Genomic DNA, 21,791 nt, shown 5'->3' on the forward strand with positions numbered 1-21,791 from the left:
CGGTAATACAGGCCGGTGCGGGCGAGGGCGGCGAACATGGGGTCGGGATAGGCGGCGCCGTACGGCTCCGTCAAGTCCGCCGGTCTGCGGCCGGAACCGAAATGGGGTTGAAGCCATGCCGACACATGGTCGAATAGAGGTCGAACGCCGCCCCTGCACGAAAGACGATCCGCATGGCCCTCACCGTCCGAAACCCGGCCGCCCTGCGCCTGCTGATCGGCTGGGCGGCGATCGCGGTCCTGACGCTGGGCGGCCTGACCCTGATCGGACTGGGGCCGACGAGCGCGGGGGCCAGATCCGTCTTCCTGCCCGCCCTGGTCGCAGTCCTCTTCCAGGGCGGAGCGGCCCTGATGGCGGTGCGCCGCGGTCATGTGCGGCTGGGCTGGATCATCCTGCTGGCGCCCAGCCTGCTTCTGGCGGCGACGATCGTGCTGATCTTCGGCCTCTATCTGCTGGGCAGGCCCTGAGGCTGACGGATGCCGCGCGCCGTCCTGATCCCGCATCCGACCTCGCCGGACGGACCTGCTGCGACAATCGCGGTCGAATATGAACGGCGGGCGGATCAGCTCTGGCTTCGCTTTGTTTGCAAGGGCGATCCGGACCTGATCCGCTGGCCGGCAGAGAATCCGCCGGGGCGGGCGGACAATCTCTGGACGCACACCTGTTTCGAGGCCTTCGTGGGCACGGGTGAAGCCTATTTCGAATTCAACCTCTCGCCGACCGGCCAGTGGGCGTCCTATGCCTTCGCCGGCTATCGGGAAGGCATGAGGGCGGCGGATGAGGCGGCTGTGGTCGATGGCCTTGATGGCGGATCGGACTACATGGCGCTGGAGGCACGTGTCGATTTACCCGACGCCGCGCAGCGCCTGGCGCTTTCGGCCGTGATCGAGGACATCCACGGCGAGAAGACCTATTGGGCCCTGGCCCATCCGTCGGATAAGCCGGATTTCCATCATCCCGACTCGTTCACGCTGGTCCTGCCGGCGCCCGAGACCTCTGGAACGGAACAGCCATGAAATTCGGCATCGACCGCCTGATCTCCGAACCCGCGCTTCAGGCTGAACTTCAGGGACGGCGCGTGGCCCTGCTGGCCCATCCGGCGTCGGTGACGGCGGACCTCACCCATTCCATCGATGCCCTGGCCGCCATCCCCGGCGTCCGCCTGACCGCCGCCTTCGGCCCCCAGCACGGGATGAAGGGCGATCTGCAGGACAATATGATGGAGACGCCGGACGAAACCGACCCGGTGCACGACATCCCCGTCTTCAGCCTTTACGGCGAGGTCCGGCGGCCCAGCGGCCAGTCGATGACGACCTTCGACATCATCCTGATCGATCTTCAGGACGTCGGCTGCCGCATCTACACCTTCGTGACCACGCTTCTGTACGTGCTGGAGGCGGCGGCGGAGCACGGCAAGACGGTCTGGGTTCTCGACCGGCCCAATCCCGCCGGGCGACCGGTCGAGGGTCTGACCCTGCGTCCCGGCTGGGAAAGCTTCGTCGGCGCCGGGCCCATGCCGATGCGCCACGGCATGACCCTGGGCGAAATGGGCCTGTGGTTCATCGACCACTTCAAGCTGAAGGTCGACTACCGCGTCATCGAGATGCAGGGCTGGGAGCCCGAGGCCGCGCCGGGTTACGGCTGGCCGCTGAGCGAACGCAGCTGGATCAACCCCAGCCCCAATGCGCCCAACGTCTCCATGACCCGCGCCTATGCGGGGACGGTCATGCTGGAAGGGGCGACCCTGTCCGAGGGACGCGGCACCACCCGGCCGCTGGAGCTGTTCGGCGCGCCCGACATCGACGCCCGGGCCGTGATCGCCGAGATGAAGTCTCTCGCGCCCGACTGGATCAAGGGCTGCATCCTGCGCGACATGTGGTTCCAACCCACCTTCCACAAACACGTCGGTCAGCTGTGCAACGGGGTCCAGATCCACGTCGACGACCCCCACTATGATCACGCGGCGTTCAAGCCTTGGCGGGTCCAGGCCCTGGCCTTCAAGGCGATCCGGCGGCTGTATCCCGACTACGACCTGTGGCGCGACTTCCCCTATGAATACGCCTTCGGGAAACTGCCGATCGACGTCATCAACGGCTCGCCCCTGCTGCGCGAATGGGTCGATGACGCCGACGCCACGCCCGCCGATCTGGACGCCCTGACCCAGCCGGACGAGGCGGCCTGGATCGAGGTGCGGCGGCCCTTCCTGTTGTACTGAGCGTGACCGCATCGACATCCCGGCTGGCGGGCGTCGCCAGCGGCCTCGGCGCGGGCGCGTTGTGGGGCCTGGTCTTCCTGGCGCCCAAGGTCGCGCCGGACGCCTCGCCGATGATGATGAGCGCCGGGCGATATCTGGCCTATGGGCTGATCGCCGCGGCCCTGCTGGCGCCGCGCTGGGGCAGGGTGCGGCTGCATCTGGACGCCCCCGCCTGGAAGGGCCTGATCTGGCTGAGTCTGTCGGGAAACCTGATCTACTACCTGTTTCTTGTGGTCGCCGTGCATTTCGCCGGCGTCGCCGCCTCGGCCCTGATCGTGGGCATGGTGCCGGTCGCCGTCGCGGCCTGGGGCCTCAGGGACCCCGACGCGCCGCCGCTGTCACGGTCCGCGCCGCCGATCCTGCTGGCGACGGCCGCCGTCGCGCTGATCGGCTGGGAGGCGTTTCTGGGACGCGGCGGCGGGCATGCCGGCGACGTCGCGGCCAATGCGCCGGGCGGAGACCTGGTGCTGACCCTGATCGGCCTCGGCTGCGCGGTCGCGGCCCTGATCTCCTGGTCGATCTATGCGATCAGCAACAGCCGCTGGATGGCGCGGCTGCCGCAGGTGTCCGCCCATGACTGGTCGTTGCTGACCGGCGTCGTCACCGGCGGGATGGCCCTGCTTCTGACCATCCCCGCGGCCTTGCGCGACCTGCCCGACGACGCGGATCAATGGGTTCGGCTGGCCGGCGTCAGCGTCGGAATCGCCGCCCTGGCCTCGATCCTGGGCAACGCCCTGTGGAACCAGGCCAGCCGGTTGCTGCCTCTGTCGATGCTGGGCCAGATGATCGTGTTCGAGACCCTGTTCGCCTTCCTCTACGGCTTCCTGTGGGAAGGGCGCGGGCCAACAGGGTTGGAGATCATCGCCGTCATCCTGATGATCGTCAGCGTGATCTGGTGCGTAAGGGCCCATGGCCCCTCAGTCGCCGAGGGCGCCGAGAAGACCACGCCGGACTGAGTCAGGCCGGCTCGGCTTCCAGACGCTTGTCCAGATAGGCGCCGACGCGACGATCGACGGCCTCGATATGGTCCTGCCAGAAGTGGGTCGCCCCGTCTTCCAGCTCATAGTCGATGACGATGCCCTTCTGGGTGCGCAGCTTGTTGACCACGCGCTCGACCTCGATCGGCGGCACGATGCTGTCGGCCGTGCCGTGCAGGAACAGGCCCGAGGCCGGGCAGGGGGCCAGGAAGCTGAAGTCGTAGATGTTCGACGGCGGCGACACCGAGATGAAGCCGTCGGTTTCCGGCCGGCGCATCAGCAGCTGCATGCCGATATAGGCGCCGAACTGATAGCCGGCGACCCAGGTCTGGGTCGCGGCGGGGTTGTTGGCCTGCAGCCAGTCCAGCGCCGTGGCCGCATCGGCCAGTTCGCCGATGCCGCTGTCGAACTCGCCCTGCGACTTGCCCACGCCGCGAGAGTTGTAGCGCAGGGTCGCGAAGCCGCGCTTCACGAACAGCTGGTACAGGGTCACCGCCACCGGATTGTTCATGTGCCCGCCCGCCTTGGGGTGGGGGTGCAGGATCAGGGCGATGGGCGCATTCGGGCGCTTCCCGGGCGAATAGCGGCCTTCGATGCGGCCGGAGGCGCCGGGCAGGATGACTTCAGGCATGTCGGCTCTGGAATCCGTTCAAACGTCGTTTCTAGGCGGGACAATACTTGACCATGGCGGTAGGACTTTCTAAGTCCGCCCGGCGCGCGGTCGCCTTGTCGAGGGCGCGGGTCTTAGCACAGGCCTTCCGCAAAGCGCGAGATTTTTGAGGTTTGCTCATGCGCCTGTCGACCAAGGGACGTTACGCCGTGATGGCCATGGCCGATCTGGCCAAGAACGGGCGCGCCCAGAGCGCGGAGCGCGGCGCCCAGAGTCGGGCGGTGTCGCTGGCCGAAATCGCCGCGCGGCAAGAGATTTCATTGTCCTATCTGGAACAGCTGTTCGCACGGCTGAGAAAGAGCGGTCTGGTCAAGTCCGTGCGTGGGCCCGGGGGAGGCTATCGCCTGGCCAAGGCCGCCCATGAAACGGTGGTGGCCGAGATCGTCCTGGCCGTTGACGAGCCCATCCGGGCGACCCGCTGCGTGGCCCACGGCACGCCCAAGGGCTGCATGCTGGCCGGCGAACGCTGCATCACCCACAATCTGTGGGAGGATCTGGGCGACGAAATTCATCGCTATCTTTCGCGCGTCTCGCTGGAGGATGTGGTCATGAACCGCACCGGCGCGCGGCGGTCGCCGGTCGTGGATCGCCCGATCGCGGTCGAGGCGGCGGCATGACCGGCGTCTACCTCGACTATAACGCCTCCGCGCTTGTGCGGCCCGAGGTGCTGGACGCTATGACGGCGGCCCTGGCGGACAACGGCAATCCGTCCGCCGTGCATGCGGCCGGTCGCCGGGCGCGGGCCCGGGTGGAGACGGCGCGGGCCCAGGTCGCGGATCTGGTCGGCGCCGATCCGACGGCGGTGATCTTCTCGTCCGGCGGCACCGAGTCCAACGCCCAGGGCGTCGTCAGCGCCCTGGCCGGCGGTTGCGAGCGGCTGATCGTGTCGGCGACCGAACATCCGTGCGTGGCCGAGGCGGCCGCCGCGTCCGGCGCGCCGGTGGAGGTGCTGCCGGTCGACGCCAACGGCGTCATCGATCTGGCCTGGTTGAAGGCTGCGCTGGCGCGTCCCGGTCGGGCTGTGGTGGCCGTCCATCACGCTAACAACGAGAGCGGCGTGATCCAGCCGATCGCCGAGGCGGCCGGGCTCGTGCGCGCCGCCGGCGGCTGGCTGCACGTCGACGCCATCCAGTTGGCGGGCAAGATCCCGGTCGATATGCGCGACCTCGACGCTGACAGCCTGACCCTGTCGTCCCACAAACTGGGCGGTCCACAGGGCGTGGGCGCACTGATCCTTCGGGAAGGCGTGTCGGCCGTGCGAATCCTGCATGGCGCAGGACAGGAGCGAGGCCTGCGCGCGGGCACCGAGAACGTGCCGGGCATCGTCGGCTTCGGCGTGGCCGCCGACTGCGCCGCGCGCGACCTGCCCCAGGCCGCGTCTCACGCCGCCTGGCGCGATGCGGCCCAGGCCCGCGTCCAGGTCGCCGGCGCCACGGTCATCGGCGCGGGGGCGGATCGCTTGCCCAACACCCTGTTCATGGCCGTCGAGGGCTGGGACAGCCCGCAGCAGCTGATCGTCATGGATCTGGCCGGGATCATGGTCTCGGCGGGTTCAGCCTGTTCCTCGGGCAAGGTGAAGCCGTCAAAGACGATCAGCGCCATGGGCCTGGATCATCTCGCCACGGGCGGCGTTCGGGTTTCTGGGGGCTGGGGCACGGTCGAGGGTGACTGGGCGCGCTTCGCCGACGCCTGGATCGCCGCATACGACAAACACAAGTCGCGCGCCGCCGGGCGCTTGAGAGAGGTTGCCTGATGGCCGCCGTCAAGGAAACCATCGACGCCGTCGCCGCGCTGGAGAAGTACGCGCACGGCTTCACCTCGGACATTGAGCAGGAGTTCGCCCCCAAGGGTCTGAACGCGGATATCATCCGCTTCATTTCCGGGAAGAAGGGCGAGCCGGAATGGATGCTGGAATGGCGTCTGGCTGCCTATGAACGCTGGTTGGCGATGGAGGAGCCGACCTGGGCGGCGGTGAAGTACGAGCCCGTCGACTATCAGGACCTGTTCTACTACGCCGCGCCCAAGACCAAGGAGGGGCCGAAGTCGCTCGACGAGGTCGATCCGGAACTGCTGGAAGTCTACGCCAAGCTGGGCATCCCGCTGAAGGAACAGGAAGTGCTGGCGGGGGTGCAGGGCGCGCCGCGCGTGGCCGTGGACGCCGTGTTCGACTCGGTCAGCGTCGTCACCACCTTCAAGGAGGAGCTGGCCAAGGCGGGCGTGATTTTCATGCCCATTTCCGAGGCCTTACGCGAATATCCTGATCTGGTGCGGCAATATCTGGGATCGGTCGTGCCGGTCTCGGACAACTATTTCGCGGCCCTGAACAGCGCGGTCTTTTCGGACGGATCCTTCGTCTACATCCCGCCGGGCGTGCGCTGCCCGATGGAGCTGTCGACCTATTTCCGCATCAATGCGTCACAGACCGGCCAGTTCGAACGCACCCTGATCATCGCCGACAAGGGCAGCTACGTTTCGTACCTCGAGGGCTGCACCGCCCCCATGCGCGACGAGAACCAGCTGCACGCGGCCGTGGTCGAGATTGTCGCCCTCGAAGACGCCGAGGTGAAATACTCCACCGTCCAGAACTGGTATCCGGGCGACGCCGAGGGCAAGGGCGGCATCTACAACTTCGTCACCAAGCGCGCCGACTGCCGAGGCGACCGGTCGAAGGTCAGCTGGACCCAGGTCGAGACCGGCTCGGCGGTGACCTGGAAATACCCGTCCTGCATCCTGAAGGGCGAGGAGAGCTCGGGCGAGTTCTATTCCATCGCCATCACCAACGGACATCAGCAGGCCGACACCGGCACCAAGATGATCCACCTGGGCAAGAACTCGCGCTCGCGGATCATCGCCAAGGCGGTCTCGGCCGGAAAGTCGGACTCGACCTATCGCGGCCTGGTCTCGGTGCATCCTAAGGCGACGGGGGTGCGCAACTTCACCCAGTGCGACAGCCTGCTGATCGGCAAGGACTGCGGTTCGCACACCATCCCCTATATCGAGGCCCGCAACGGCTCGGCCCAGCTTGAGCACGAGGCGACGACGACCCGTCTGTCCGACGACCAGCTCTTCTACGCCCAGCAGCGCGGCCTTTCGCAGGAAGAGGCCGTGGCCCTGCTGGTTAACGGCTTCGTCCGCGACGTGATGCAGAAGCTGCCGATGGAGTTCGCGGTCGAGGCGCAGAAGCTGGTGGCGATCTCGCTGGAGGGGTCTGTTGGCTAAACCTCTCCCGTCATCCTCGGGCTTGTCCCGAGGACCCATTGGCCCGCATGCTCCGACGCATGGGGGAACGCCTCTTCATCGCCGTCTACATCATGACCAACGCCTCCTACGGGACGCTCTATGTCGGCGTGACCAGCAATCTGTACGAGCGGGTGCGCCAGCATCTAGCCGAGACGTTCGACGGGTTCACGGCCGAGTACGGGCTGAAGCGGCTGGTCTGGTATCAGCCGTTCGACAGCATGACCGCCGCCATCCGGCGCGAGAAGTCGCTGAAACGCTATCTGCGTGGCTGGAAAATCAATCTGATCGAGCAGGACAATCCGCATTGGGACGACCTGTCGCTTCAATGGGACCGAAATCCCGTGTGGCGGCCTCCGGTGGACGACTAACCTCATCTCTTCGTCAACCTCGGGCTTGTCCCGAAGGCCCATCGTCGGGTCGAAAGGGTGATGAGGAATTTGTTTCGGCTCCTGCCTCTCACAACCTGACGCTCGTGCCTGCATACAAATGGGTCCTCGGGACAAGCCCGAGGATGACGGGGGGTGGTGGAGCGATCAGCCTGGAAGGGAGCGTGGGGTGAGTGCGGCCTGGGAACAGATCGCTGCAAGCCCGGAAGATGTTCCGGTCGTTCTCGCTTGGGAGACTGCAGATCGCCTTCAATCGCTCTTTGAAGGCCAGAACGATCTGCAAAGGCTCGCCGCGCTCAAGGGTGTGAGCGAGTTCGCATTTCGCTCAGTGAATATCGGTTTGGTCGATGCCGAAGGCATGGCCAGCCAGCTCGAAGCCATGGCGGGCTATGTCCGCAAGAATATGAAGTGACCATGCTTTCCATCTCCAACCTCCACGTCTCCGTCGGCGACAAGCCGATCCTCAAGGGGCTGACGCTCGACGTTCCCTCCGGCGAGGTGCACGCCGTCATGGGACCGAACGGGGCGGGCAAGTCGACGCTGGGCTACGCCCTGTCGGGTCGGCCAGGCTATGAGGCGACCGAAGGCTCCGTCGAATGGAACGGGCAGGACCTGCTGGGTCTGGAGCCGGCCGAACGGGCGGCCCAGGGCGTCTTCCTGTCCTTCCAGTATCCGATCGAGATTCCCGGCGTGCCGGCCCTGACCTTCGTGCGCACGGCCCTGAACGCTCAGCGTCGCCAGCGCGGCGAGGACGAGGTCTCGGCCCCTGAGTTCCTGAAGATGGTCAAGGCGGCGTCGAAAGCCCTGAAGATGGACTTCGACATGCTGAAACGGCCGCTGAACGTCGGCTTTTCGGGTGGCGAGAAGAAGCGGATGGAGATCCTGCAGATGGCCCTCTTGGAGCCGTCGCTGCTGATTCTCGACGAGACCGATTCCGGCCTCGACATCGACGCCCTGCGGATCGTGTCGGAAGGGGTGAACGCCCTGCGCAGCAAGGACCGCTCGATGCTGGTCATCACCCACTATCAGCGCCTGCTCGACTACATCAAACCGGACCGGGTCCATGTGCTGGCCGCCGGCCGCATCGTCGCCTCGGGCGGCCCCGAACTGGCGCTGCAGCTGGAGGCGGAGGGGTATGACAAATACCTTCCGCAGGCGGCATGACGGTTCAGCCCCAGAATTTGGCGAAGATCGATCTGACCGACGCCTCGACCTTCCCGTCGCGGCGGACGGAGGCTTGGAAATACAGCGACCTGCGCCGCTATCTGCGTGAGGCGCCTGAACCGTCGCCGACCACCACCGTCGGCGCGCCGGGACCGTTCTACGCCCTGGGCGGAGAGGCGATCGTCTTCGCCAACGGCCGGCCGGTGGGCGTCACCGACTTCATCGCCTCGGGCGAACAGACCCTGCGCCTGCGCTACATCAGCCAGGCCGAGGCCACCGGCCACACGGCGTCCGCCCGCGTCGTCGCCCGGCCCGGCGCCCGGCTGCTGCTGCTGGAGACCCACGAGGGCAGGGGCTCGGCCTATGTGGCGCACAACCGGCTCGAACTGGACGTCGCCTCGGGCGCGGTGGTCGAGCGCATCGTCCTGATCGACGAACCCGAAGACGCCCTGTCGATCGCCGAGGCCGAGGTGAAGGTGGCCCCCGGCGGCGTCTATCGCCAGACGCTGGTCGCGACAGGCGCGAAGCTGCAGCGCGTCGAGACCCGCATCCGTCATGGCGGCGAGGGGGCCGAGGTGCGCGCCGACGGCCTTTATCTGCTGAACGCGTCGCGCCAGGCCGACCTGACCAGCGTGGTCACCCACGCGGCGGCGGACGGCCAGACCAGCCAGCTGATCAAGGGCGTGGCGCGGGACGCCTCGCGCGGCGTCTTTCAGGGCAAGATCGTCGTCGAACGCGGCGCCGACGGCACCGACGCCCGCATGGGCCACCACGCCCTGATCGCCTCTGAGCGGGCGGAGATCGACGCCAAGCCCGAACTGATCATCTACGCCGACGACGTCCAGTGCGCGCACGGCAATACGATCGGAAATCTGGACGAGAGCGCCCTGTTCTACATGCAGCAGCGCGGCATCCCGGCCGACGAGGCGCGGGCCCTGCTGACCCAGGCCTTCCTGATCGAGGTGGCGGACCGCATCGAACACGAGGGCGCGAAAGAGGTGGTGCGGGAATGGCTGACGGCGCGACTGTGAGCACAGCCCTCGACCTTGCGGCCATCCGCGCCCAGTTCCCGATCCTGTCGCGGACCGTGAACGGCCGCCCGCTGGTTTATCTGGACAACGCCGCTTCGGCCCAGAAGCCGCGCGCGGTGATCGACGCCCTGGTGGCGACGATGGAGGGCGGCTACGCCAACGTCCATCGCGGCCTGCACACCCTGTCGAACGAGGCGACCGAGGCCTATGAGGCCGCACGCGAGACCGTCGCCCGCTTCCTGAACGCGCCGTCGCCCGACACCATCGTCTGGACCAAGGGCGGCACAGAGGCGATCAATCTGGTGGCGAATGGTCTGGGCCTTTCGATCCAGCCGGGCGACGAGATCCTCGTCTCGGAGATGGAGCACCACTCCAACATCGTGCCCTGGCACATGCTGCGCGAAGGCCATGGCGCGGTGCTGAAATGGATCCCGATCCTCGACGACGGCACGCTGGACATGGCGGCCTATGTCGACCTGCTGGGGCCCCGGACCCGGATCGTGGCCGTCACCCACATGTCCAACGTCCTGGGCACCATCAATCCGGTCGCCGAGATCACGCGTCTGGCCCATGCCGCCGGGGCGCGGGTGCTGATCGACGGCTGCCAGGGGGCGGTGCATGCGGCGCCGGACGTTCAGGCCATCGGCTGCGACTGGTATGTGCTGACCGGCCACAAGCTGTTCGGACCGACCGGGATCGGCGCGCTGTACGGAACCGCCGCCGCGCTGGACAGCCTGCCTCCCTATCAGGGCGGCGGCGAGATGATCGAGACGGTCAGCCGCGACGCCGTGACCTATGCCAAGCCGCCCCACCGTTTCGAGGCGGGCACGCCGCCGGTCCTGGAGGCGATCGGCCTGGGCGCGGCGCTGGACTGGCTGTCCGGTTTCGACCCGGCCGCCGTACAGGACCACGAGGCGGCCCTGTACGCCCGCGCCATGGAACGTCTTCACGGCGTCAACGGCGTCCGCATCCTGGGCCAGGCGGAAGGGAAGGGGGCGATTCTGACCTTCGCCGTGGACGGCGCCCACGCCCATGACGTGGCCCAGATCATGGATCGCTACGGCGTCGCCGTGCGCGCGGGTCTGCACTGCGCCGAACCCCTGGCGAAACGGATGGGCGTGGCCTCGAGCACGCGCGCCTCCTTCGCCCTATATAACACCCTGGAGGAGGCGGACGCCTTCGCCGACGCGCTGATCCGGGCGCGGGAGTTCCTGCTGTGACCACGACCGACGATACCCCGCGAGAGGCGACCTTCGCCGAGACCTGGGACGAGCCCCAGAAGAGCGCCCTGTCCCAGGCCGAGCTGGATCAGCTGACCGACGACCTGATCGAGGCGCTGAAGACCGTCTATGACCCCGAAATTCCGGTCGACATCTATGAACTGGGCCTGATCTACCGCGTGGACGTCAACGACGACCGCGACGTGGTGATCGACATGACCCTGACCGCGCCGGGCTGTCCGGTCGCTGGCGAGATGCCGGGCTGGGTCGAGGACGCGGTCCAGAAGGTCGAGGGCGTGAAGTCGGCCAGGGCCAACCTGGTGTTCGATCCGCCGTGGGATTCGTCCAAGATGAGCGACGAGGCCAAGCTCGCGCTCAACATGTTCTGATGGCTTCTCTTTTTTCTCCGTCATCCTCGGGCTTGTCCCGAGGACCCATGTTCCATCGGCACGAACGGTTCGGGTGGCGTGACCCTCGATGCCCTGGGTCTATCGCCGGCTTGAGTCTGCTGATCGATGGGTCCTCAGGACAAGCCCGAGGATGACGGGTCTGTTTCTGGCTCCGACGGGAGTTTTCGTATGAGCGAACTGCAAACGACTGTGCGTCCCCGTCGGCCCAGACCCAAGGCCGTCACCCTGACCGATCGCGCCGCCGAGCGGGTGCGCGAGATCATGGCCAAGGGCGACCAGCCCTATGTCGGCCTGCGCGTCGGGGTGAAGAACGGCGGCTGCGCCGGGCAGGAATACACCTTCGCCTACGCCGAACAGGTCGAACCGCTGGACGAGGTGGTCGAGGACAAGGGCGTGACCATTCTGATCGATCCCAAGGCCGTGCTGTTCCTGATCGGCACGGAGATCGATTTTGAGACCACGCGGCTGTCGTCGAAGTTCGTCTTCAACAACCCGAACCAGACCGACGCCTGCGGCTGCGGCGAGAGCGTGACCATCGTCCCGGTCCAGGCCGACTGACGTGGCCTACGATCCCGATTTCGGCGAATGGGTGCGCGAGCATTTCGCCGCGCTCGGGGCGCTGGAGATCAAGCGGATGTTCGGCGGGGCCGGCGTGTACCGCAACGGCGTCATCTTCGCCCTGCTGGATGACGGGGTCGTCTGGCTAAAGGGCGGCGACGAGAACATCGCTGCGCTGGAAGCCGCCGGTTCGCGTCCGTTCACCTATCCCGGCAAGGACGGCGCGGTCATGTCGCTCGGCTACTGGAGCCTGCCGGACAGCGCCGTCGATGATCCGGACGAGGCCGTGGACTGGGCGCGGGGCGCAATCGAGGTCGCCCTCCGCAAGGCGGCCCAGAAGAAGCCGCGCAAGGCGAAATCCTAGACCGCGGCGGCCGCCTTCTTCGCCTCATCCGGCGTCAGGACCTGCACGGCGGGCGTCACCGGGCGGCCGGTCGCCTCGGCCACCAGTTCGGCGGTCTTGCCTTCGACGGCGGCTTCCAGTCGCGTCAGGAACTCGGCCTTCTCCAGTCCGGTCGGGATGGGATCGAGAAACTCCAGGGTCGCCACGCCCGGATGCTTCTCATAGGCCTCGCCGGGCCAGAACAGGCCCAGATTGGTCGCCAGGGGCACGACCGGCATGTCGAAATCGCGGTACATGTGCCAGACGCCGGATCGATACCGGAACTTTTCCCCGACCTTGGCCAGATTGCCTTCCGGATAGATCAGGATCTTGCGGCCCTCGGCATGGGCGTCGGCGGCGCGGTGTTTCAGGGCGTCGCGGGCGGCGCGGCCGCCGCAGTTGTTGACCACGATGGCGCCGACCTTCTTCAGCACCACGGCCAGAAGCGGGAACTTCTCCAGGTGGTCGCCGGTGACGAAGGCCAGGTCATCGAACTGGTCATAGGTGGCGAAGCCGTCGCCCCAGCTCTGGTGCTTGGACGCGATGATGAAGGCGCCCTCGGGCAGGCGGTCGCGGCCCCGAACCTCGATCCGGATGCCGGCGAAGATCCGCATCGCCTTGACCATGCGGCGCACATAGGCGCGGATCACCCGCGCCGTCGCGGCCCGCCCCGGCGTCAGGGCGGCGAAGGCGGCGGCCAGCCCGTGGCTGATCGACAGCAGCCAGTAGGCGATGTTGAAGGTCAGGCTGCGCATGCGCCGGATGCCGTCAGGCGGCGGCCGGGGCCCGCATCCGCTCGCCGTTGGTCACCCGGTCACGCCCGTTGTGCTTCGAGACGTACAGGGCGGCGTCGGCCCGATCGAGAATCTGGCTTCCGCTTTCGCCGCGATGGCGTTGCGCCACGCCGGCGGAAATGGTGACGGCGCCCAGTTCATCGTCGGTCGACCGGCGCCGCAGGGCCCGTGACCCGATTTCCTGGCGGATGGCGTTGAGGACGTTCTCGGCCTCGGCCGCGCTCTCGCCGACGAAGATCATCGCGAACTCCTCGCCGCCGTAGCGGGCGGCGAAACGCGGCGGCTTGGCGACGCGGCCGATGACGCTGGCGACATAGCGCAGCACCTGATCGCCGGTCTGATGGCCCCAGGTGTCGTTGAACCGCTTGAAGTGGTCGATGTCGATCAGCGACAGGGTCACCTCGGTCCCGGCGCGCTCGGCATCGTCGCAGGCGCGCAGCAGCTCTTCGTCGAAGGCCTTGCGGTTGGCCAGATTGGTCAGGGCGTCGGTCATGGCGTCGCGGCGCACCTGCTCCAGGTGTTCGCGCAGACGGGCGACCTCCTTGGTGGAGTCCTCCAGGCGGGATTCCAGATGCGCGTTCTCTTCGCGCACCTTGGCCGTCGCCGCCGACAGGCTGGTGACGACCTGGCGCAGGCTTTCGGGCTTGTCGACCTGTTCGATCGAGGCCGAGGCGCCGGCCAGGGTTTCGCCATAGGCGGCCTGGGTCTTTTGGGCCTGGGCGATCGCCGAGGCGACGCTGCTCAGTTCGCGATTCAGCAGGGCGCCTGCATCACGGATTTCCTCCGACAGGCGGCCGCGCGGCAGGAACTCCGCCGCCAGCATCTCCGCCGTGCCTTCGGTGAACGGCTCCTGGGCGCTCAGCAGGCGCGTGATCTCGCGCCCCAGCGGTCCCTCGGGATCTCCGACGTAGTGCAGCCAGATCTCGTAGTTGAGCGGCGTCGGCCAGGCGCCGGCGGCCTCCATCGCCTCCATGGCCTTGCGGGCCAGGCTGAAGGCTTCGGGTCCGCGCAACGTGGTTTCGACTTCGGTCGCCATCTTTCCCCCTCGGCGCCGCAGATATGACGCCTGGGCCGAAAGCCTAGCCGTCGATCCGTAACGGGGGGTTAAGCGGCGACCGAATTCGGGGCGCGGCTAGAGCAAAATCGGACCTGACTGACGCAGTCAGTCTGGGCGTAGATTTTGCTCCTGATCGATGCCCTAGGTGCTTTTCGCCTTGGTCGTCGCCTTCCTGGCCGGCGCCTTCTTGGCGGCCGTCTTGGCCGGGGCCTTTTTGGCGGGCGCCTTTTTGGCCTTGAGCGCGGCGGCGGCCTTGGCGGCGAGCAGGGGCAGGGCGGCTTCCAGCGTCAGCTCCTCCGGCGCCGTGCCCTTGGGCAGGGTGGCGTTGATCTTGCCCCATTTGACATAGGGGCCGAACCGGCCGGCCATGACATGGATCGGCTGGCCGTCGTCGGGATGGCCGCCCAGGTCCTTGAGCGGCGCCGTCGCCGCGCCGCGTCCGGCGAACTTGCCGGCCCGCTTCTCGGCCAGCAGGGTCACCGCGCGGTTCAGGCCGATGTCGAACACCTCGTCGATGTCGGCGACGTTGGCATAGGTCCCGTCGTGCAGGATGAAGGGACCATAGCGCCCAAGCCCCGCCGTGATCGACTTGCCGTCCTCCGGATGGGCGCCGACCAGGCGCGGCAGGCCCAGCAGGCGCACCGCCTGTTCCAGCGTCAGGGTCGCCGGCGACCATCCCTTGGGCAGGGACGAGCGGCGCGGCTTGTCGCCCTCGGTCGCCGCGGCGGTTTCGACATAGGGCCCGAACCGGCCGATCTTCAGCGCGATCGGCAGGCCGGTCTGGGGATCGAGGCCCAGTTCGCGATCGCCGCCCGCCTCCTGCTCCTCCGCCCCCGCGCCGAAGCCGCGCGTGTAGCGGCATTCCGGATAGTTTGAGCAGCCGATGAAGGACGACTTCATCTTGAAGCTGGCCTTCAGGTGCAGGCGGCCGGTCCCGCATGCCGGGCACAGGCGCGGATCGGCGCCGTCGGGCTTCTCGGGGAACAGGAACGGGCCGATGGCGTCGTCCAGCTGATCGATGACGCCCTGACGCTCCAGGACCGTGGCCGTCGCGGGCTTCAGCTGGGACCAGAAGTCGCGCAGCAGCACCTTCCAGTCCAGGTCGCCCTCCGACACCTGGTCCAGACGGCCTTCCAGGTCGGCGGTGAAGTCGTACTCCACCCACTGGGCGAAGAACTCCGTCAGGAAGGCGGTGACCAGGCGGCCGTTGTCCTCGGGGATGAACCGGTTCTTGTCCATCCGCACATAGCCGCGGTCGCGCAGCGTCGTCAGGATCGAGGCGTAGGTCGACGGGCGGCCGATGCCCAGCTCCTCCAGCTTCTTGACCAGGGTGGCCTCGGAGAAGCGGGCAGGGGGCTCGGTGAAATGCTGGTCCGTCCGGATCGCCTGTACCTTTGCGGCCGCGCCTTCCTTCAGCGTCGGCAGGCGGGTCGCGTCGTCGTCGTCCTCGCCTTCGGGCGCGGCGGCGCCCTTGGGCCGATCGTCGCGGCCCTCTTCATAGACGGCCAGGAAGCCGTCGAAGGCCACGACCTGGCCGGTGGCGCGCAGGCCGGTCTGGCCGTCCGGCGTCTCGATCTCGACCGTGGTCCGGTCCAGGCGCGCTTGCTCCATCTGCGACGCGACCATCCGTTTCCAGATCAGCTCATAGAGGCGGCCCAGGTCGCTCTCCAGCCGGACGCTGTCGGGATGGCGGGCGATGTTGGTCGGGCGGATGGCCTCGTGCGCCTCCTGGGCGTTCTTGGCCTTGGCCTTGAAGTAGCGTGGCTCGGCCGGGACATAGGCGGGCCCATAGCGGTCGCCGATGACCTCGCGGGCCTGGGCGATGCCTTCGGGCGTCACATAGACGCCGTCGGTCCGCATATAGGTGATCAGGCCGCCCTGATCGTCCACGCCCTCATAAAGCTTCTGCGCCGCCTGCATGGTGCGCTGGGCGGTGAAGCCCAGCTTGCGCGCCGCCTCCTGCTGCAGGGTCGAGGTGGTGAAGGGAGGGGCGGGCGACCGCTTGACCGGCTTCTTCTCGATCGAGCGGATGGTGAAGGCGCCGGCGTCGATCGCCGCGCGCGCCGCCGAGGCCGTCGCCTCGTCCTTGATGTCCAGCCGCTGAACCCGCTTGCCGGCGTGCTTGACCAGACGGGCGGTGAACGGCGGGCTGTCGGCGATCAGGTCGGCCTCGATCGACCAGTACTCCTGAGGCCGGAAGCGTTCGATCTCCAGTTCGCGATCGACCACGATCCGCAGCGCCACCGACTGCACCCTTCCGGCCGAGCGCGCCCCCGGCAGCTTGCGCCACAGCACGGGCGACAGGGTGAAACCCACCAGATAGTCCAGCGCGCGGCGGGCCAGATAGGCCTCGACCAGCTCCATATCCAGCTCGCGCGGCTGGGCCATGGCGTCCAGGACGGCCGACTTGGTGATGGCGTTGAAGGTAACGCGCTGGACGTCCTTGTCCTTCAGCGCCTTCTTCTTGTTCAGCACGTCCAGCACGTGCCAGCTGATCGCCTCGCCCTCGCGATCCGGGTCGGTGGCTAGGATGATGCGGTCGGATTTCTTGGCCGCCTCGGCGATCTCCGAAATGCGCTTGGACGCCTTGGGATCGACCTCCCACGACATGGCGAAATCGTCGTCGGGCTGGACCGACCCGTCCTTGGACGGCAGGTCGCGGATGTGGCCGTACGAGGCCAGCACCTGATAGTCCGAGCCGAGGTATTTGTTGATGGTCTTGGCCTTGGCCGGGCTCTCAACGATGACGAGATTCATTACGGACGCAGTCTGAGGGAGGGGCGGCGAACGTGGTTGGCCGGAGGGGTCCTGTCAATCACACGCGATCCGTCGCCGTGAAATCGCGTCATGGTTGTAATACGCGTTAAGGTGGAATATCTCTGCCGTCATTGGGTGTGGGACCAATGAAAATGCACGAAGACGCCAATCCGAACATCGAACCTTTTCGCGCGCGCCGCGCCGCCGCCGCGCCGGAGCCGTCCAGGCCGCGCGAGCACGAATATCCGGTGCGGGAGTATATCGGCGCCATGTGCCACGAGATGGCGCAGATGGCGCGCTGGGACGGCGACGAGACCCTGGCGACCCTGCTCGAGGTCGCCGGGACCCGGGCGAAGGCCGCCGTGGCCGGCTGATCGTTTCAGGCGTCGTCCGGCTCGGTGAAGGCGCCGGTGGGGACCGCCCCGCCGGGACGATGCACGGTCATGACCACGCCGCTCGGCGACGGTCGGCTCTCCACCAGGGACAGGCCTGTCGGCCGCGCCTGATCGTGGACCCACCGCTTGCCGGCGCCCAGCACGACCGGAAAGGTCAGCAGCCGCAGTTCGTCAACCAGCCCGTGGGCGAACAGGGCGTGGAGCAGCTGTGAACTGCCCTGCGTCAGCAGGTCCGGCCCGTCGCCCTGTTTCAGCCCAGCGATCTCGCGTGCCACGTCACCGCTCAGGGCGACCGAGTTCGCCCAGGTCAGCGTTTCGGGCGACGAGGTGACGACGTATTTGGTCACCCGGTTGAACAGGGCGCCGATCGGATCGTCCTCGGGCATGCGCGGCCAGTGCCCGGCGAAGATGTCATACGTCCGCCGCCCCAGCAGCAGGTCGAATGGCCGCCCAAACATCCCGTCCATGAAGGCGCCCACCTCGTCGTCCCAGTGCGGGAAGACCCAGCCGCCGAAGGCGAAGCCGCCGTCCGTGTCCTCTGTGGGGCCGCCCGGCGCCTGCATCACGCCGTCCAGGCTGGTGAAGGCGGCGACAATCAGCTTCCGCATGGCGTCTCTCCTGTCGATGTTGGACCGGCGTGGCCGCTTGACCGCGCCGCCTCCTGCCCCGGACCTCAGTCGCAGGCTTCGGGATTGGTGTTGACCATCCAGGGGATGCCGAACCGGTCGATCAGATTGCCGTATCCGGGCGACCAGAACGTCTCGCCGAACGGCATGATGACCGTGCCGCCCTCGGACAGGGCGTCGAACACGCGTCGGGCCTCGGCCGTGTCGGAGAAGTGGACGGTGACGTCAAAGCCGTTCTTGGGCTTGTCGATGTTCGGGGCGTATTCGACCGGCAGGTCGGCGCCCATGATCGACTGGTCGCCGACGTCCAGCCAGGCGTGCATCAGCCAGTCCTTGTATTTCGGATCGACCGGCATGTCCGGCGGACCCTCGCCGAACGGAAAGGCGGCGGTGACCTTCCCGCCCAGAACCTGGGCGTAGAAGTCGAACGCTTCCCGGCATTGGCCCTGGAAGCTCAGGCTGGTGACGATCTTCATGGCGTCCTCCTTTTGATGTGTCAGTCGTCGGGATGGGCGGCGAGCCAGGCGGCCAGACGATCGGCCGTCGAACTCCAGCCGTGACGGTGTCCCGCCAGGCTCTGTTCCGACTTCAGCCCTTCATGGGTGAACTCCATGACCGTGCGATCGTCGGTCATCGGTTGCAGATCGACGGTGACGAGGGTGTCCACGGCCGGCCCGTCCTCATGACCCTCGTCCCATCTGAAGGTGAACACCAGGCGTTCGGGCGCGACGATCTCCCGATACACGCCACCCTGCCACAACTCGTCGCCGGTTTCCGGACTGCGCAGACATATCCGCCATTCGCCGCCGACCCGAAGATCCTGGCGCACGGACACGGCGGGCCACTCCACCGGCCCCATCCATTGCACCGTCATTTCCGGCCGGGTCCAGGCCGCCCAGACCAGGTCGCGCGGGGCGTCGAACTCCCGCCGCAGCTTGAGCGACGGCCGGGACGGCGCTTCCATCGCTGCACTGGGTCTGGGCGGGATCGGCAGCATGGCTCAGAGCGTCTTGACCAGGTCGTTCAACTGGTCTGCGACCTGTCCCCAACCTTCGTGGAAGCCCATCTCCTCGTGCTGCTTCATGGCGGCCTCGTTCCAGTGGCTGGCCGTGGCGACGTAGCGCGTCTTGCCGTCGTCCGTCGGCTCCAGTTCGATCCGGGCCACCATGAACGGCTGTCCGGAGGTTTTCCAGTCTGGCGTGAAGGCGTCGGTCGAAATCAATCGCCGGTTGGGAACGACCTCCAGGAAGACCCCGCTGTTGGGAAAGCGTTCGCCGTCCGGGCCGTGCATGACGAAGTTGAACCGACCGCCCGCGCGCGGCTCGACCACGGCGTCCGTGATCGACCAGGGCTTGGGCGCGAACCACTGGCTCAGGATCGCCGGGTCCGTATAGGCGCGATAGACCTTCTCGGGCGGCGCGTCGATGATCCGCTCCAGCACCAGATCGAAGCTGTGCGCCACGCCGTCCGTGTCGCAAGGGTTGGTCTCAGTTTCGTTTGCCATCGTCGCGTCCTCTCTGAGCTTTTCGCAGATAGTCTTCCAATCGGTCGAAGCTTCTGTCCCAGAAGCGTCGGTAATGTTCCAGCCAGTCGGACGCGCCCTTCAGCGCCATAGGCTCCAGCCGGGCCGGCCGCCATTGCGCCTCGCGCCCCCGGCTGATCAGTCCTGCCCTTTCCAGCACCTTCAGGTGTTTTGACACCGCCGGCAGGCTCATCTCGAAAGGTTCGGCCAGATCGCTGACGCTCGCCTCGCCCTCCGTCAGCCGCGCCAGGATCGCCCGACGGGTCGGGTCGGCCAGGGCGGAGAAGACGGCGTCGAGCCGATCGGGGGACATCGCGGGCATCCGATTTAACTGGTCGGTTAAATAAAGGTCCGCGCGCCCGTTGTCAACCTGCCGGTTAAATAGCGGCGTCGTGCGTGTCCGAGCTGAAACATGCCGGGCCGAATGTCGGCCGCAGGGTGAACGGCAGGCGCGTTCGCCGCTCAGGTTCGGCTCAGCACGTGCGGGTCATGGTCTGCGCATGGCTCAGATCGAAAGGAGACACGCCATGAACCGCAAGATCATCGCTTCCGCCCTGGCGGCCCTGACCACCGCGTCCGCCCTGGGGACGGCCTCGGCCGCCGCCGCCCAGTCCCGCGGACCGCATCGCGCCGAGCCGCCCCGCGCCCAGGCGCCGGCGCGTCCGGCCCCGCCCCGGATTCAGCCGCCCCGGGCGCAGCCTCCGGCTCCGGTGCGGGCCCAGACGCCGCCCGCCTATGGTCGCTGGCAGCAGGCGCAGCGCCGCTACGCCGCCACCCGCTACACGCCGCCGCGCGGTTATCAGGCCCGTCAATGGTCCTATGGCCAGCGGCTGCCGGCCCAGTACCGGACGCGGACCTATGTGGTGAACAACTACGCCGGCTACGGCCTGCGTGCGCCGCCCCGGGGCTATCAGTACGTCCGGACGGGCAATGACGTGGTCCTGACCGCCGTCGCCACCGGCCTGATCACCGCCGTCATCGCCGGTCTGTTCAACTGATCATGGAGGAAAGGAACGCCCCGGTCGAAAGGCCAGGGCGCTCTGACGTTCGACAGGGGCGGGCAAAGCGGCGACAATGCCGCACGGAGGCCCCGAGCATGAGATTCCCGACCCTTTGCCTTGTCGTGTCGATGGCGGCGGCGTCCCCGGTTCTGGCCCAGGCGCCGGCCGACGACGTCGCGGCGATCAATACGACCCTGGACCAACTGCATCAGTTCGCCAGCCGGCCGGACGGCGACGCCTATTTCGGACTGTTCACGCCGTCCGCCCGCTTCATCGGCACCGACGCCACGGAGCGATGGTCGCTGGCGCAGTTCCGCGCCTACGCCATGCCCTACTTCAGCCAGGGCAAGGGCTGGACCTACCATCCGCGCGAGCGCGTCGTCTCGATCCTGCCGATCGACTGCCGCTGCGTCGCCAGCTTCGACGAGCGGCTGGACAACGCCGCCTATGGCGAGACGCGCGGTTCCGGCGTTCTGGTCCGGACCGCCGACGGCTGGAAGATCGACCAGTATGTCCTCAGCTTCGCCGTACCGAACGATGTGGCGAAGGCCGTCGTCGCCGTGATCGCCGCCCCGCCGGCCGGCGAGGCCCCCTGACCCCATGGATTTTCATGAGGAGGCCTTCGTCCTGTCGGCGCGGGCGCATGGCGACACCGGCGCCGTCGTCGATCTGCTGACCGAGACTCACGGCCGCCGCGGCGCCTATGTGGCGGGCGGCGCTTCGCGAAAGATGCGGCCGTTCCTGCAACCCGGCGCCCGCGTCGTCGCCGACTATCGCGCGCGGACGGCGGACCATCTGGGCGCCGCGCGGCTTGAGCCGGTGGGGCAGGGGCCCAGCGCCCTGTTCGACGATCCCCTGGCGCTCACCGGCCTCGCCGCCGCCGCCGCCGTCGCCCAGGGCGCCCTGCCGGAGCGAGAGCCGCATCCCGGCGCCTTTCTGGCGTTCGAGGCCATGATGGCCGCCTTCGCCTTGCCGGAGGTCTGGCCGGCCGTTTTCGTGCGGTTCGAACTCGGCCTGCTGGACGACCTCGGTTTCGGCCTAGACCTGTCCAGCTGCGCCGTCACCGGGTCGCATGACGATCTGATCTGGGTCAGCCCGCGCACCGGCCGGGCCGTCAGCCGCGAGGCCGGCGCGCCCTATGCCGACAAGCTCCTGCGACTGCCGCCGTTTCTGCTCGGCGCCCAGGCAGGGCTGGCTGAAGGCGACGTCGGGGCGGGCCTGGAGCTGACGGGGCGGTTCCTGGAGCGGCTGGTCTTCCATGGCCAGAACAAGCCGCTGCCGACGGCGAGGGACTGGATGATCGATCGGCTGCGCGAGGCCGGTCGCCTTTGAGGCCCTGACTGTGTT

At 67.6% G+C, this 21,791-nt stretch carries 28 protein-coding genes; 19 read left to right on the forward strand and 9 right to left on the reverse strand.

All coding sequences use genetic code 11. The annotated features are described in order from the left end of the window. The first annotated feature begins 173 nt into the window (after positions 1-173). From ACO2Q1_RS03030 to ACO2Q1_RS03045, 4 genes are read left to right on the forward strand one after another with little or no spacing between them, the layout of a single operon-like run. The gene (locus ACO2Q1_RS03030) at positions 174-467 is read left to right on the forward strand and encodes a hypothetical protein (RefSeq protein ID WP_423328065.1); all 294 of its coding nucleotides are present in this window, start codon (positions 174-176) and stop codon (positions 465-467) included. A gap of 9 nt (positions 468-476) precedes the next feature. Continuing rightward, positions 477-1,016, forward strand: a complete 540-nt coding sequence (locus ACO2Q1_RS03035; RefSeq protein WP_423328066.1) for a DOMON-like domain-containing protein — start codon at positions 477-479, stop codon at positions 1,014-1,016. Then, positions 1,013-2,215 (forward strand): exo-beta-N-acetylmuramidase NamZ family protein, encoded by a 1,203-nt coding sequence (locus tag ACO2Q1_RS03040; protein ID WP_423328067.1) that lies wholly within the window; start codon positions 1,013-1,015, stop codon positions 2,213-2,215. The genes ACO2Q1_RS03035 and ACO2Q1_RS03040 overlap by 4 nt, the downstream gene beginning before the upstream one ends. A 2-nt stretch (positions 2,216-2,217) precedes the next feature. Continuing rightward, positions 2,218-3,210: a DMT family transporter gene (locus ACO2Q1_RS03045; RefSeq protein WP_423328068.1), complete on the forward strand. Its 993-nt coding sequence runs from the start codon at positions 2,218-2,220 to the stop codon at positions 3,208-3,210. 1 nt (position 3,211) lies between these two features. Here ACO2Q1_RS03045 and ACO2Q1_RS03050 read toward each other — a convergent pair whose 3' ends face one another. After that, positions 3,212-3,862 carry an alpha/beta hydrolase gene (locus tag ACO2Q1_RS03050; protein WP_423328069.1) on the reverse strand — a complete coding sequence of 217 codons (651 nt, stop codon included), beginning with the start codon at positions 3,860-3,862 and terminating at the stop codon, positions 3,212-3,214. Between the two features lie 158 nt (positions 3,863-4,020). Between ACO2Q1_RS03050 and ACO2Q1_RS03055 the strand changes: the two genes are divergently transcribed. The 11 genes from ACO2Q1_RS03055 (at position 4,021) to ACO2Q1_RS03105 (ending at position 12,274) form a co-directional block, all read left to right on the forward strand. Further along, positions 4,021-4,518: an Rrf2 family transcriptional regulator gene (locus tag ACO2Q1_RS03055; RefSeq protein WP_423328070.1), complete on the forward strand. Its 498-nt coding sequence runs from the start codon at positions 4,021-4,023 to the stop codon at positions 4,516-4,518. Beyond that, positions 4,515-5,654, forward strand: a complete 1,140-nt coding sequence (locus ACO2Q1_RS03060; protein WP_423328071.1) for a cysteine desulfurase family protein — start codon at positions 4,515-4,517, stop codon at positions 5,652-5,654. Before ACO2Q1_RS03055 ends, ACO2Q1_RS03060 begins: the two co-directional genes overlap by 4 nt. Next, complete coding sequence (gene sufB / locus ACO2Q1_RS03065) at positions 5,654-7,120, forward strand: Fe-S cluster assembly protein SufB (RefSeq protein WP_423328072.1); 1,467 nt, start codon at positions 5,654-5,656, stop codon at positions 7,118-7,120. The genes ACO2Q1_RS03060 and sufB overlap by 1 nt, the downstream gene beginning before the upstream one ends. A gap of 47 nt (positions 7,121-7,167) precedes the next feature. Next, entirely contained in the window at positions 7,168-7,509 is a 342-nt protein-coding gene (locus ACO2Q1_RS03070) for a GIY-YIG nuclease family protein (protein WP_423328073.1), read from the forward strand. A 187-nt stretch (positions 7,510-7,696) separates the two neighbouring features. Then, a complete protein-coding gene (locus ACO2Q1_RS03075; RefSeq protein WP_423328074.1) occupies positions 7,697-7,939 on the forward strand; it encodes a hypothetical protein in 243 nt (80 codons plus the stop codon). 2 nt (positions 7,940-7,941) lie between these two features. Next, positions 7,942-8,691, forward strand: a complete 750-nt coding sequence (sufC, locus tag ACO2Q1_RS03080) for a Fe-S cluster assembly ATPase SufC (protein WP_423328240.1) — start codon at positions 7,942-7,944, stop codon at positions 8,689-8,691. Next, positions 8,688-9,722 (forward strand): Fe-S cluster assembly protein SufD, encoded by a 1,035-nt coding sequence (gene sufD / locus ACO2Q1_RS03085; protein ID WP_423328075.1) that lies wholly within the window; start codon positions 8,688-8,690, stop codon positions 9,720-9,722. The genes sufC and sufD overlap by 4 nt, the downstream gene beginning before the upstream one ends. After that, on the forward strand, positions 9,701-10,942 hold the full coding sequence (locus ACO2Q1_RS03090) for an aminotransferase class V-fold PLP-dependent enzyme (RefSeq protein ID WP_423328076.1): 1,242 nt from the start codon (positions 9,701-9,703) through the stop codon (positions 10,940-10,942). The genes sufD and ACO2Q1_RS03090 overlap by 22 nt, the downstream gene beginning before the upstream one ends. Before the next feature lie 68 nt (positions 10,943-11,010). Then, a complete protein-coding gene (locus tag ACO2Q1_RS03095) occupies positions 11,011-11,331 on the forward strand; it encodes an SUF system Fe-S cluster assembly protein (RefSeq protein ID WP_423328241.1) in 321 nt (106 codons plus the stop codon). A gap of 189 nt (positions 11,332-11,520) precedes the next feature. Beyond that, positions 11,521-11,910: a HesB/IscA family protein gene (locus tag ACO2Q1_RS03100; RefSeq protein WP_423328077.1), complete on the forward strand. Its 390-nt coding sequence runs from the start codon at positions 11,521-11,523 to the stop codon at positions 11,908-11,910. A gap of 1 nt (position 11,911) precedes the next feature. Beyond that, the gene (locus ACO2Q1_RS03105; RefSeq protein WP_423328078.1) at positions 11,912-12,274 is read left to right on the forward strand and encodes a TfoX/Sxy family protein; all 363 of its coding nucleotides are present in this window, start codon (positions 11,912-11,914) and stop codon (positions 12,272-12,274) included. On the opposite strand, the gene ACO2Q1_RS03110 is transcribed toward ACO2Q1_RS03105, so the two are convergent. The 3 genes from ACO2Q1_RS03110 to topA form a co-directional block, all read right to left on the reverse strand. Next, positions 12,271-13,047 (reverse strand): lysophospholipid acyltransferase family protein, encoded by a 777-nt coding sequence (locus ACO2Q1_RS03110; protein ID WP_423328079.1) that lies wholly within the window; start codon positions 13,045-13,047, stop codon positions 12,271-12,273. The two genes, ACO2Q1_RS03105 and ACO2Q1_RS03110, sit on opposite strands and share 4 nt — an antisense overlap. A gap of 13 nt (positions 13,048-13,060) precedes the next feature. Next, entirely contained in the window at positions 13,061-14,122 is a 1,062-nt protein-coding gene (locus ACO2Q1_RS03115; protein ID WP_423328080.1) for a GGDEF domain-containing protein, read from the reverse strand. Positions 14,123-14,284: 162 nt separating this feature from the next. Continuing rightward, positions 14,285-16,900, reverse strand: a complete 2,616-nt coding sequence (topA, locus tag ACO2Q1_RS03120; protein ID WP_423328081.1) for a type I DNA topoisomerase — start codon at positions 16,898-16,900, stop codon at positions 14,285-14,287. Between the two features lie 146 nt (positions 16,901-17,046). Here topA and ACO2Q1_RS03125 point away from each other — a divergent pair, with 146 nt between their 5' ends. Then, a complete protein-coding gene (locus ACO2Q1_RS03125) occupies positions 17,047-17,274 on the forward strand; it encodes a hypothetical protein (protein WP_423328082.1) in 228 nt (75 codons plus the stop codon). 5 nt (positions 17,275-17,279) lie between these two features. Here ACO2Q1_RS03125 and ACO2Q1_RS03130 read toward each other — a convergent pair whose 3' ends face one another. The 5 genes from ACO2Q1_RS03130 to ACO2Q1_RS03150 form a co-directional block, all read right to left on the reverse strand. Continuing rightward, positions 17,280-17,903 (reverse strand): dihydrofolate reductase family protein, encoded by a 624-nt coding sequence (locus tag ACO2Q1_RS03130; RefSeq protein ID WP_423328083.1) that lies wholly within the window; start codon positions 17,901-17,903, stop codon positions 17,280-17,282. Between the two features lie 65 nt (positions 17,904-17,968). Further along, positions 17,969-18,397 carry a VOC family protein gene (locus ACO2Q1_RS03135; protein WP_423328084.1) on the reverse strand — a complete coding sequence of 143 codons (429 nt, stop codon included), beginning with the start codon at positions 18,395-18,397 and terminating at the stop codon, positions 17,969-17,971. A gap of 20 nt (positions 18,398-18,417) precedes the next feature. Then, the gene (locus ACO2Q1_RS03140) at positions 18,418-18,918 is read right to left on the reverse strand and encodes an SRPBCC family protein (protein WP_423328085.1); all 501 of its coding nucleotides are present in this window, start codon (positions 18,916-18,918) and stop codon (positions 18,418-18,420) included. Positions 18,919-18,921: 3 nt separating this feature from the next. After that, entirely contained in the window at positions 18,922-19,425 is a 504-nt protein-coding gene (locus ACO2Q1_RS03145) for an SRPBCC family protein (protein ID WP_423328086.1), read from the reverse strand. Further along, positions 19,409-19,756 (reverse strand): ArsR/SmtB family transcription factor, encoded by a 348-nt coding sequence (locus ACO2Q1_RS03150; RefSeq protein ID WP_423328087.1) that lies wholly within the window; start codon positions 19,754-19,756, stop codon positions 19,409-19,411. Before ACO2Q1_RS03150 ends, ACO2Q1_RS03145 begins: the two co-directional genes overlap by 17 nt. Positions 19,757-19,970: 214 nt before the next feature. Between ACO2Q1_RS03150 and ACO2Q1_RS03155 the strand changes: the two genes are divergently transcribed. From ACO2Q1_RS03155 to recO, 3 genes are all read left to right on the forward strand, one after another. After that, positions 19,971-20,441: an RcnB family protein gene (locus tag ACO2Q1_RS03155; protein ID WP_423328088.1), complete on the forward strand. Its 471-nt coding sequence runs from the start codon at positions 19,971-19,973 to the stop codon at positions 20,439-20,441. Positions 20,442-20,539: 98 nt separating this feature from the next. Beyond that, positions 20,540-21,040: a nuclear transport factor 2 family protein gene (locus ACO2Q1_RS03160; protein WP_423328089.1), complete on the forward strand. Its 501-nt coding sequence runs from the start codon at positions 20,540-20,542 to the stop codon at positions 21,038-21,040. Between the two features lie 4 nt (positions 21,041-21,044). Then, entirely contained in the window at positions 21,045-21,776 is a 732-nt protein-coding gene (recO, locus tag ACO2Q1_RS03165) for a DNA repair protein RecO (protein WP_423328090.1), read from the forward strand. Positions 21,777-21,791 lie beyond the last annotated feature (15 nt).

The organism is Brevundimonas sp. VNH65, from assembly GCF_049445955.1.
In the GTDB taxonomy this organism is placed as follows: Bacteria; Pseudomonadota; Alphaproteobacteria; order Caulobacterales; family Caulobacteraceae; genus Brevundimonas.

What these genes read in the sequence shown, in the direction of transcription:
- ACO2Q1_RS03125 (WP_423328082.1), top strand. Translation starts at nt 17,047, where the DNA reads ATGAAAATGCACGAAGACGCCAATCCGAACATCGAACCTTTTCGCGCG.
- ACO2Q1_RS03130 (WP_423328083.1), bottom strand. Translation starts at nt 17,903, where the DNA reads ATGCGGAAGCTGATTGTCGCCGCCTTCACCAGCCTGGACGGCGTGATG.
- ACO2Q1_RS03035 (WP_423328066.1), top strand. Translation starts at nt 477, where the DNA reads ATGCCGCGCGCCGTCCTGATCCCGCATCCGACCTCGCCGGACGGACCT.
- sufB (WP_423328072.1), top strand. Translation starts at nt 5,654, where the DNA reads ATGGCCGCCGTCAAGGAAACCATCGACGCCGTCGCCGCGCTGGAGAAG.
- ACO2Q1_RS03030 (WP_423328065.1), top strand. Translation starts at nt 174, where the DNA reads ATGGCCCTCACCGTCCGAAACCCGGCCGCCCTGCGCCTGCTGATCGGC.
- sufD (WP_423328075.1), top strand. Translation starts at nt 8,688, where the DNA reads ATGACGGTTCAGCCCCAGAATTTGGCGAAGATCGATCTGACCGACGCC.
- ACO2Q1_RS03090 (WP_423328076.1), top strand. Translation starts at nt 9,701, where the DNA reads ATGGCTGACGGCGCGACTGTGAGCACAGCCCTCGACCTTGCGGCCATC.
- ACO2Q1_RS03055 (WP_423328070.1), top strand. Translation starts at nt 4,021, where the DNA reads ATGCGCCTGTCGACCAAGGGACGTTACGCCGTGATGGCCATGGCCGAT.
- ACO2Q1_RS03050 (WP_423328069.1), bottom strand. Translation starts at nt 3,862, where the DNA reads ATGCCTGAAGTCATCCTGCCCGGCGCCTCCGGCCGCATCGAAGGCCGC.
- ACO2Q1_RS03140 (WP_423328085.1), bottom strand. Translation starts at nt 18,918, where the DNA reads ATGCTGCCGATCCCGCCCAGACCCAGTGCAGCGATGGAAGCGCCGTCC.
- topA (WP_423328081.1), bottom strand. Translation starts at nt 16,900, where the DNA reads ATGAATCTCGTCATCGTTGAGAGCCCGGCCAAGGCCAAGACCATCAAC.
- ACO2Q1_RS03155 (WP_423328088.1), top strand. Translation starts at nt 19,971, where the DNA reads ATGAACCGCAAGATCATCGCTTCCGCCCTGGCGGCCCTGACCACCGCG.
- ACO2Q1_RS03110 (WP_423328079.1), bottom strand. Translation starts at nt 13,047, where the DNA reads ATGCGCAGCCTGACCTTCAACATCGCCTACTGGCTGCTGTCGATCAGC.
- ACO2Q1_RS03040 (WP_423328067.1), top strand. Translation starts at nt 1,013, where the DNA reads ATGAAATTCGGCATCGACCGCCTGATCTCCGAACCCGCGCTTCAGGCT.
- ACO2Q1_RS03100 (WP_423328077.1), top strand. Translation starts at nt 11,521, where the DNA reads ATGAGCGAACTGCAAACGACTGTGCGTCCCCGTCGGCCCAGACCCAAG.
- ACO2Q1_RS03150 (WP_423328087.1), bottom strand. Translation starts at nt 19,756, where the DNA reads ATGTCCCCCGATCGGCTCGACGCCGTCTTCTCCGCCCTGGCCGACCCG.
- ACO2Q1_RS03115 (WP_423328080.1), bottom strand. Translation starts at nt 14,122, where the DNA reads ATGGCGACCGAAGTCGAAACCACGTTGCGCGGACCCGAAGCCTTCAGC.
- recO (WP_423328090.1), top strand. Translation starts at nt 21,045, where the DNA reads ATGGATTTTCATGAGGAGGCCTTCGTCCTGTCGGCGCGGGCGCATGGC.
- ACO2Q1_RS03160 (WP_423328089.1), top strand. Translation starts at nt 20,540, where the DNA reads ATGAGATTCCCGACCCTTTGCCTTGTCGTGTCGATGGCGGCGGCGTCC.
- ACO2Q1_RS03145 (WP_423328086.1), bottom strand. Translation starts at nt 19,425, where the DNA reads ATGGCAAACGAAACTGAGACCAACCCTTGCGACACGGACGGCGTGGCG.
- ACO2Q1_RS03060 (WP_423328071.1), top strand. Translation starts at nt 4,515, where the DNA reads ATGACCGGCGTCTACCTCGACTATAACGCCTCCGCGCTTGTGCGGCCC.
- sufC (WP_423328240.1), top strand. Translation starts at nt 7,942, where the DNA reads ATGCTTTCCATCTCCAACCTCCACGTCTCCGTCGGCGACAAGCCGATC.
- ACO2Q1_RS03135 (WP_423328084.1), bottom strand. Translation starts at nt 18,397, where the DNA reads ATGAAGATCGTCACCAGCCTGAGCTTCCAGGGCCAATGCCGGGAAGCG.
- ACO2Q1_RS03070 (WP_423328073.1), top strand. Translation starts at nt 7,168, where the DNA reads ATGCTCCGACGCATGGGGGAACGCCTCTTCATCGCCGTCTACATCATG.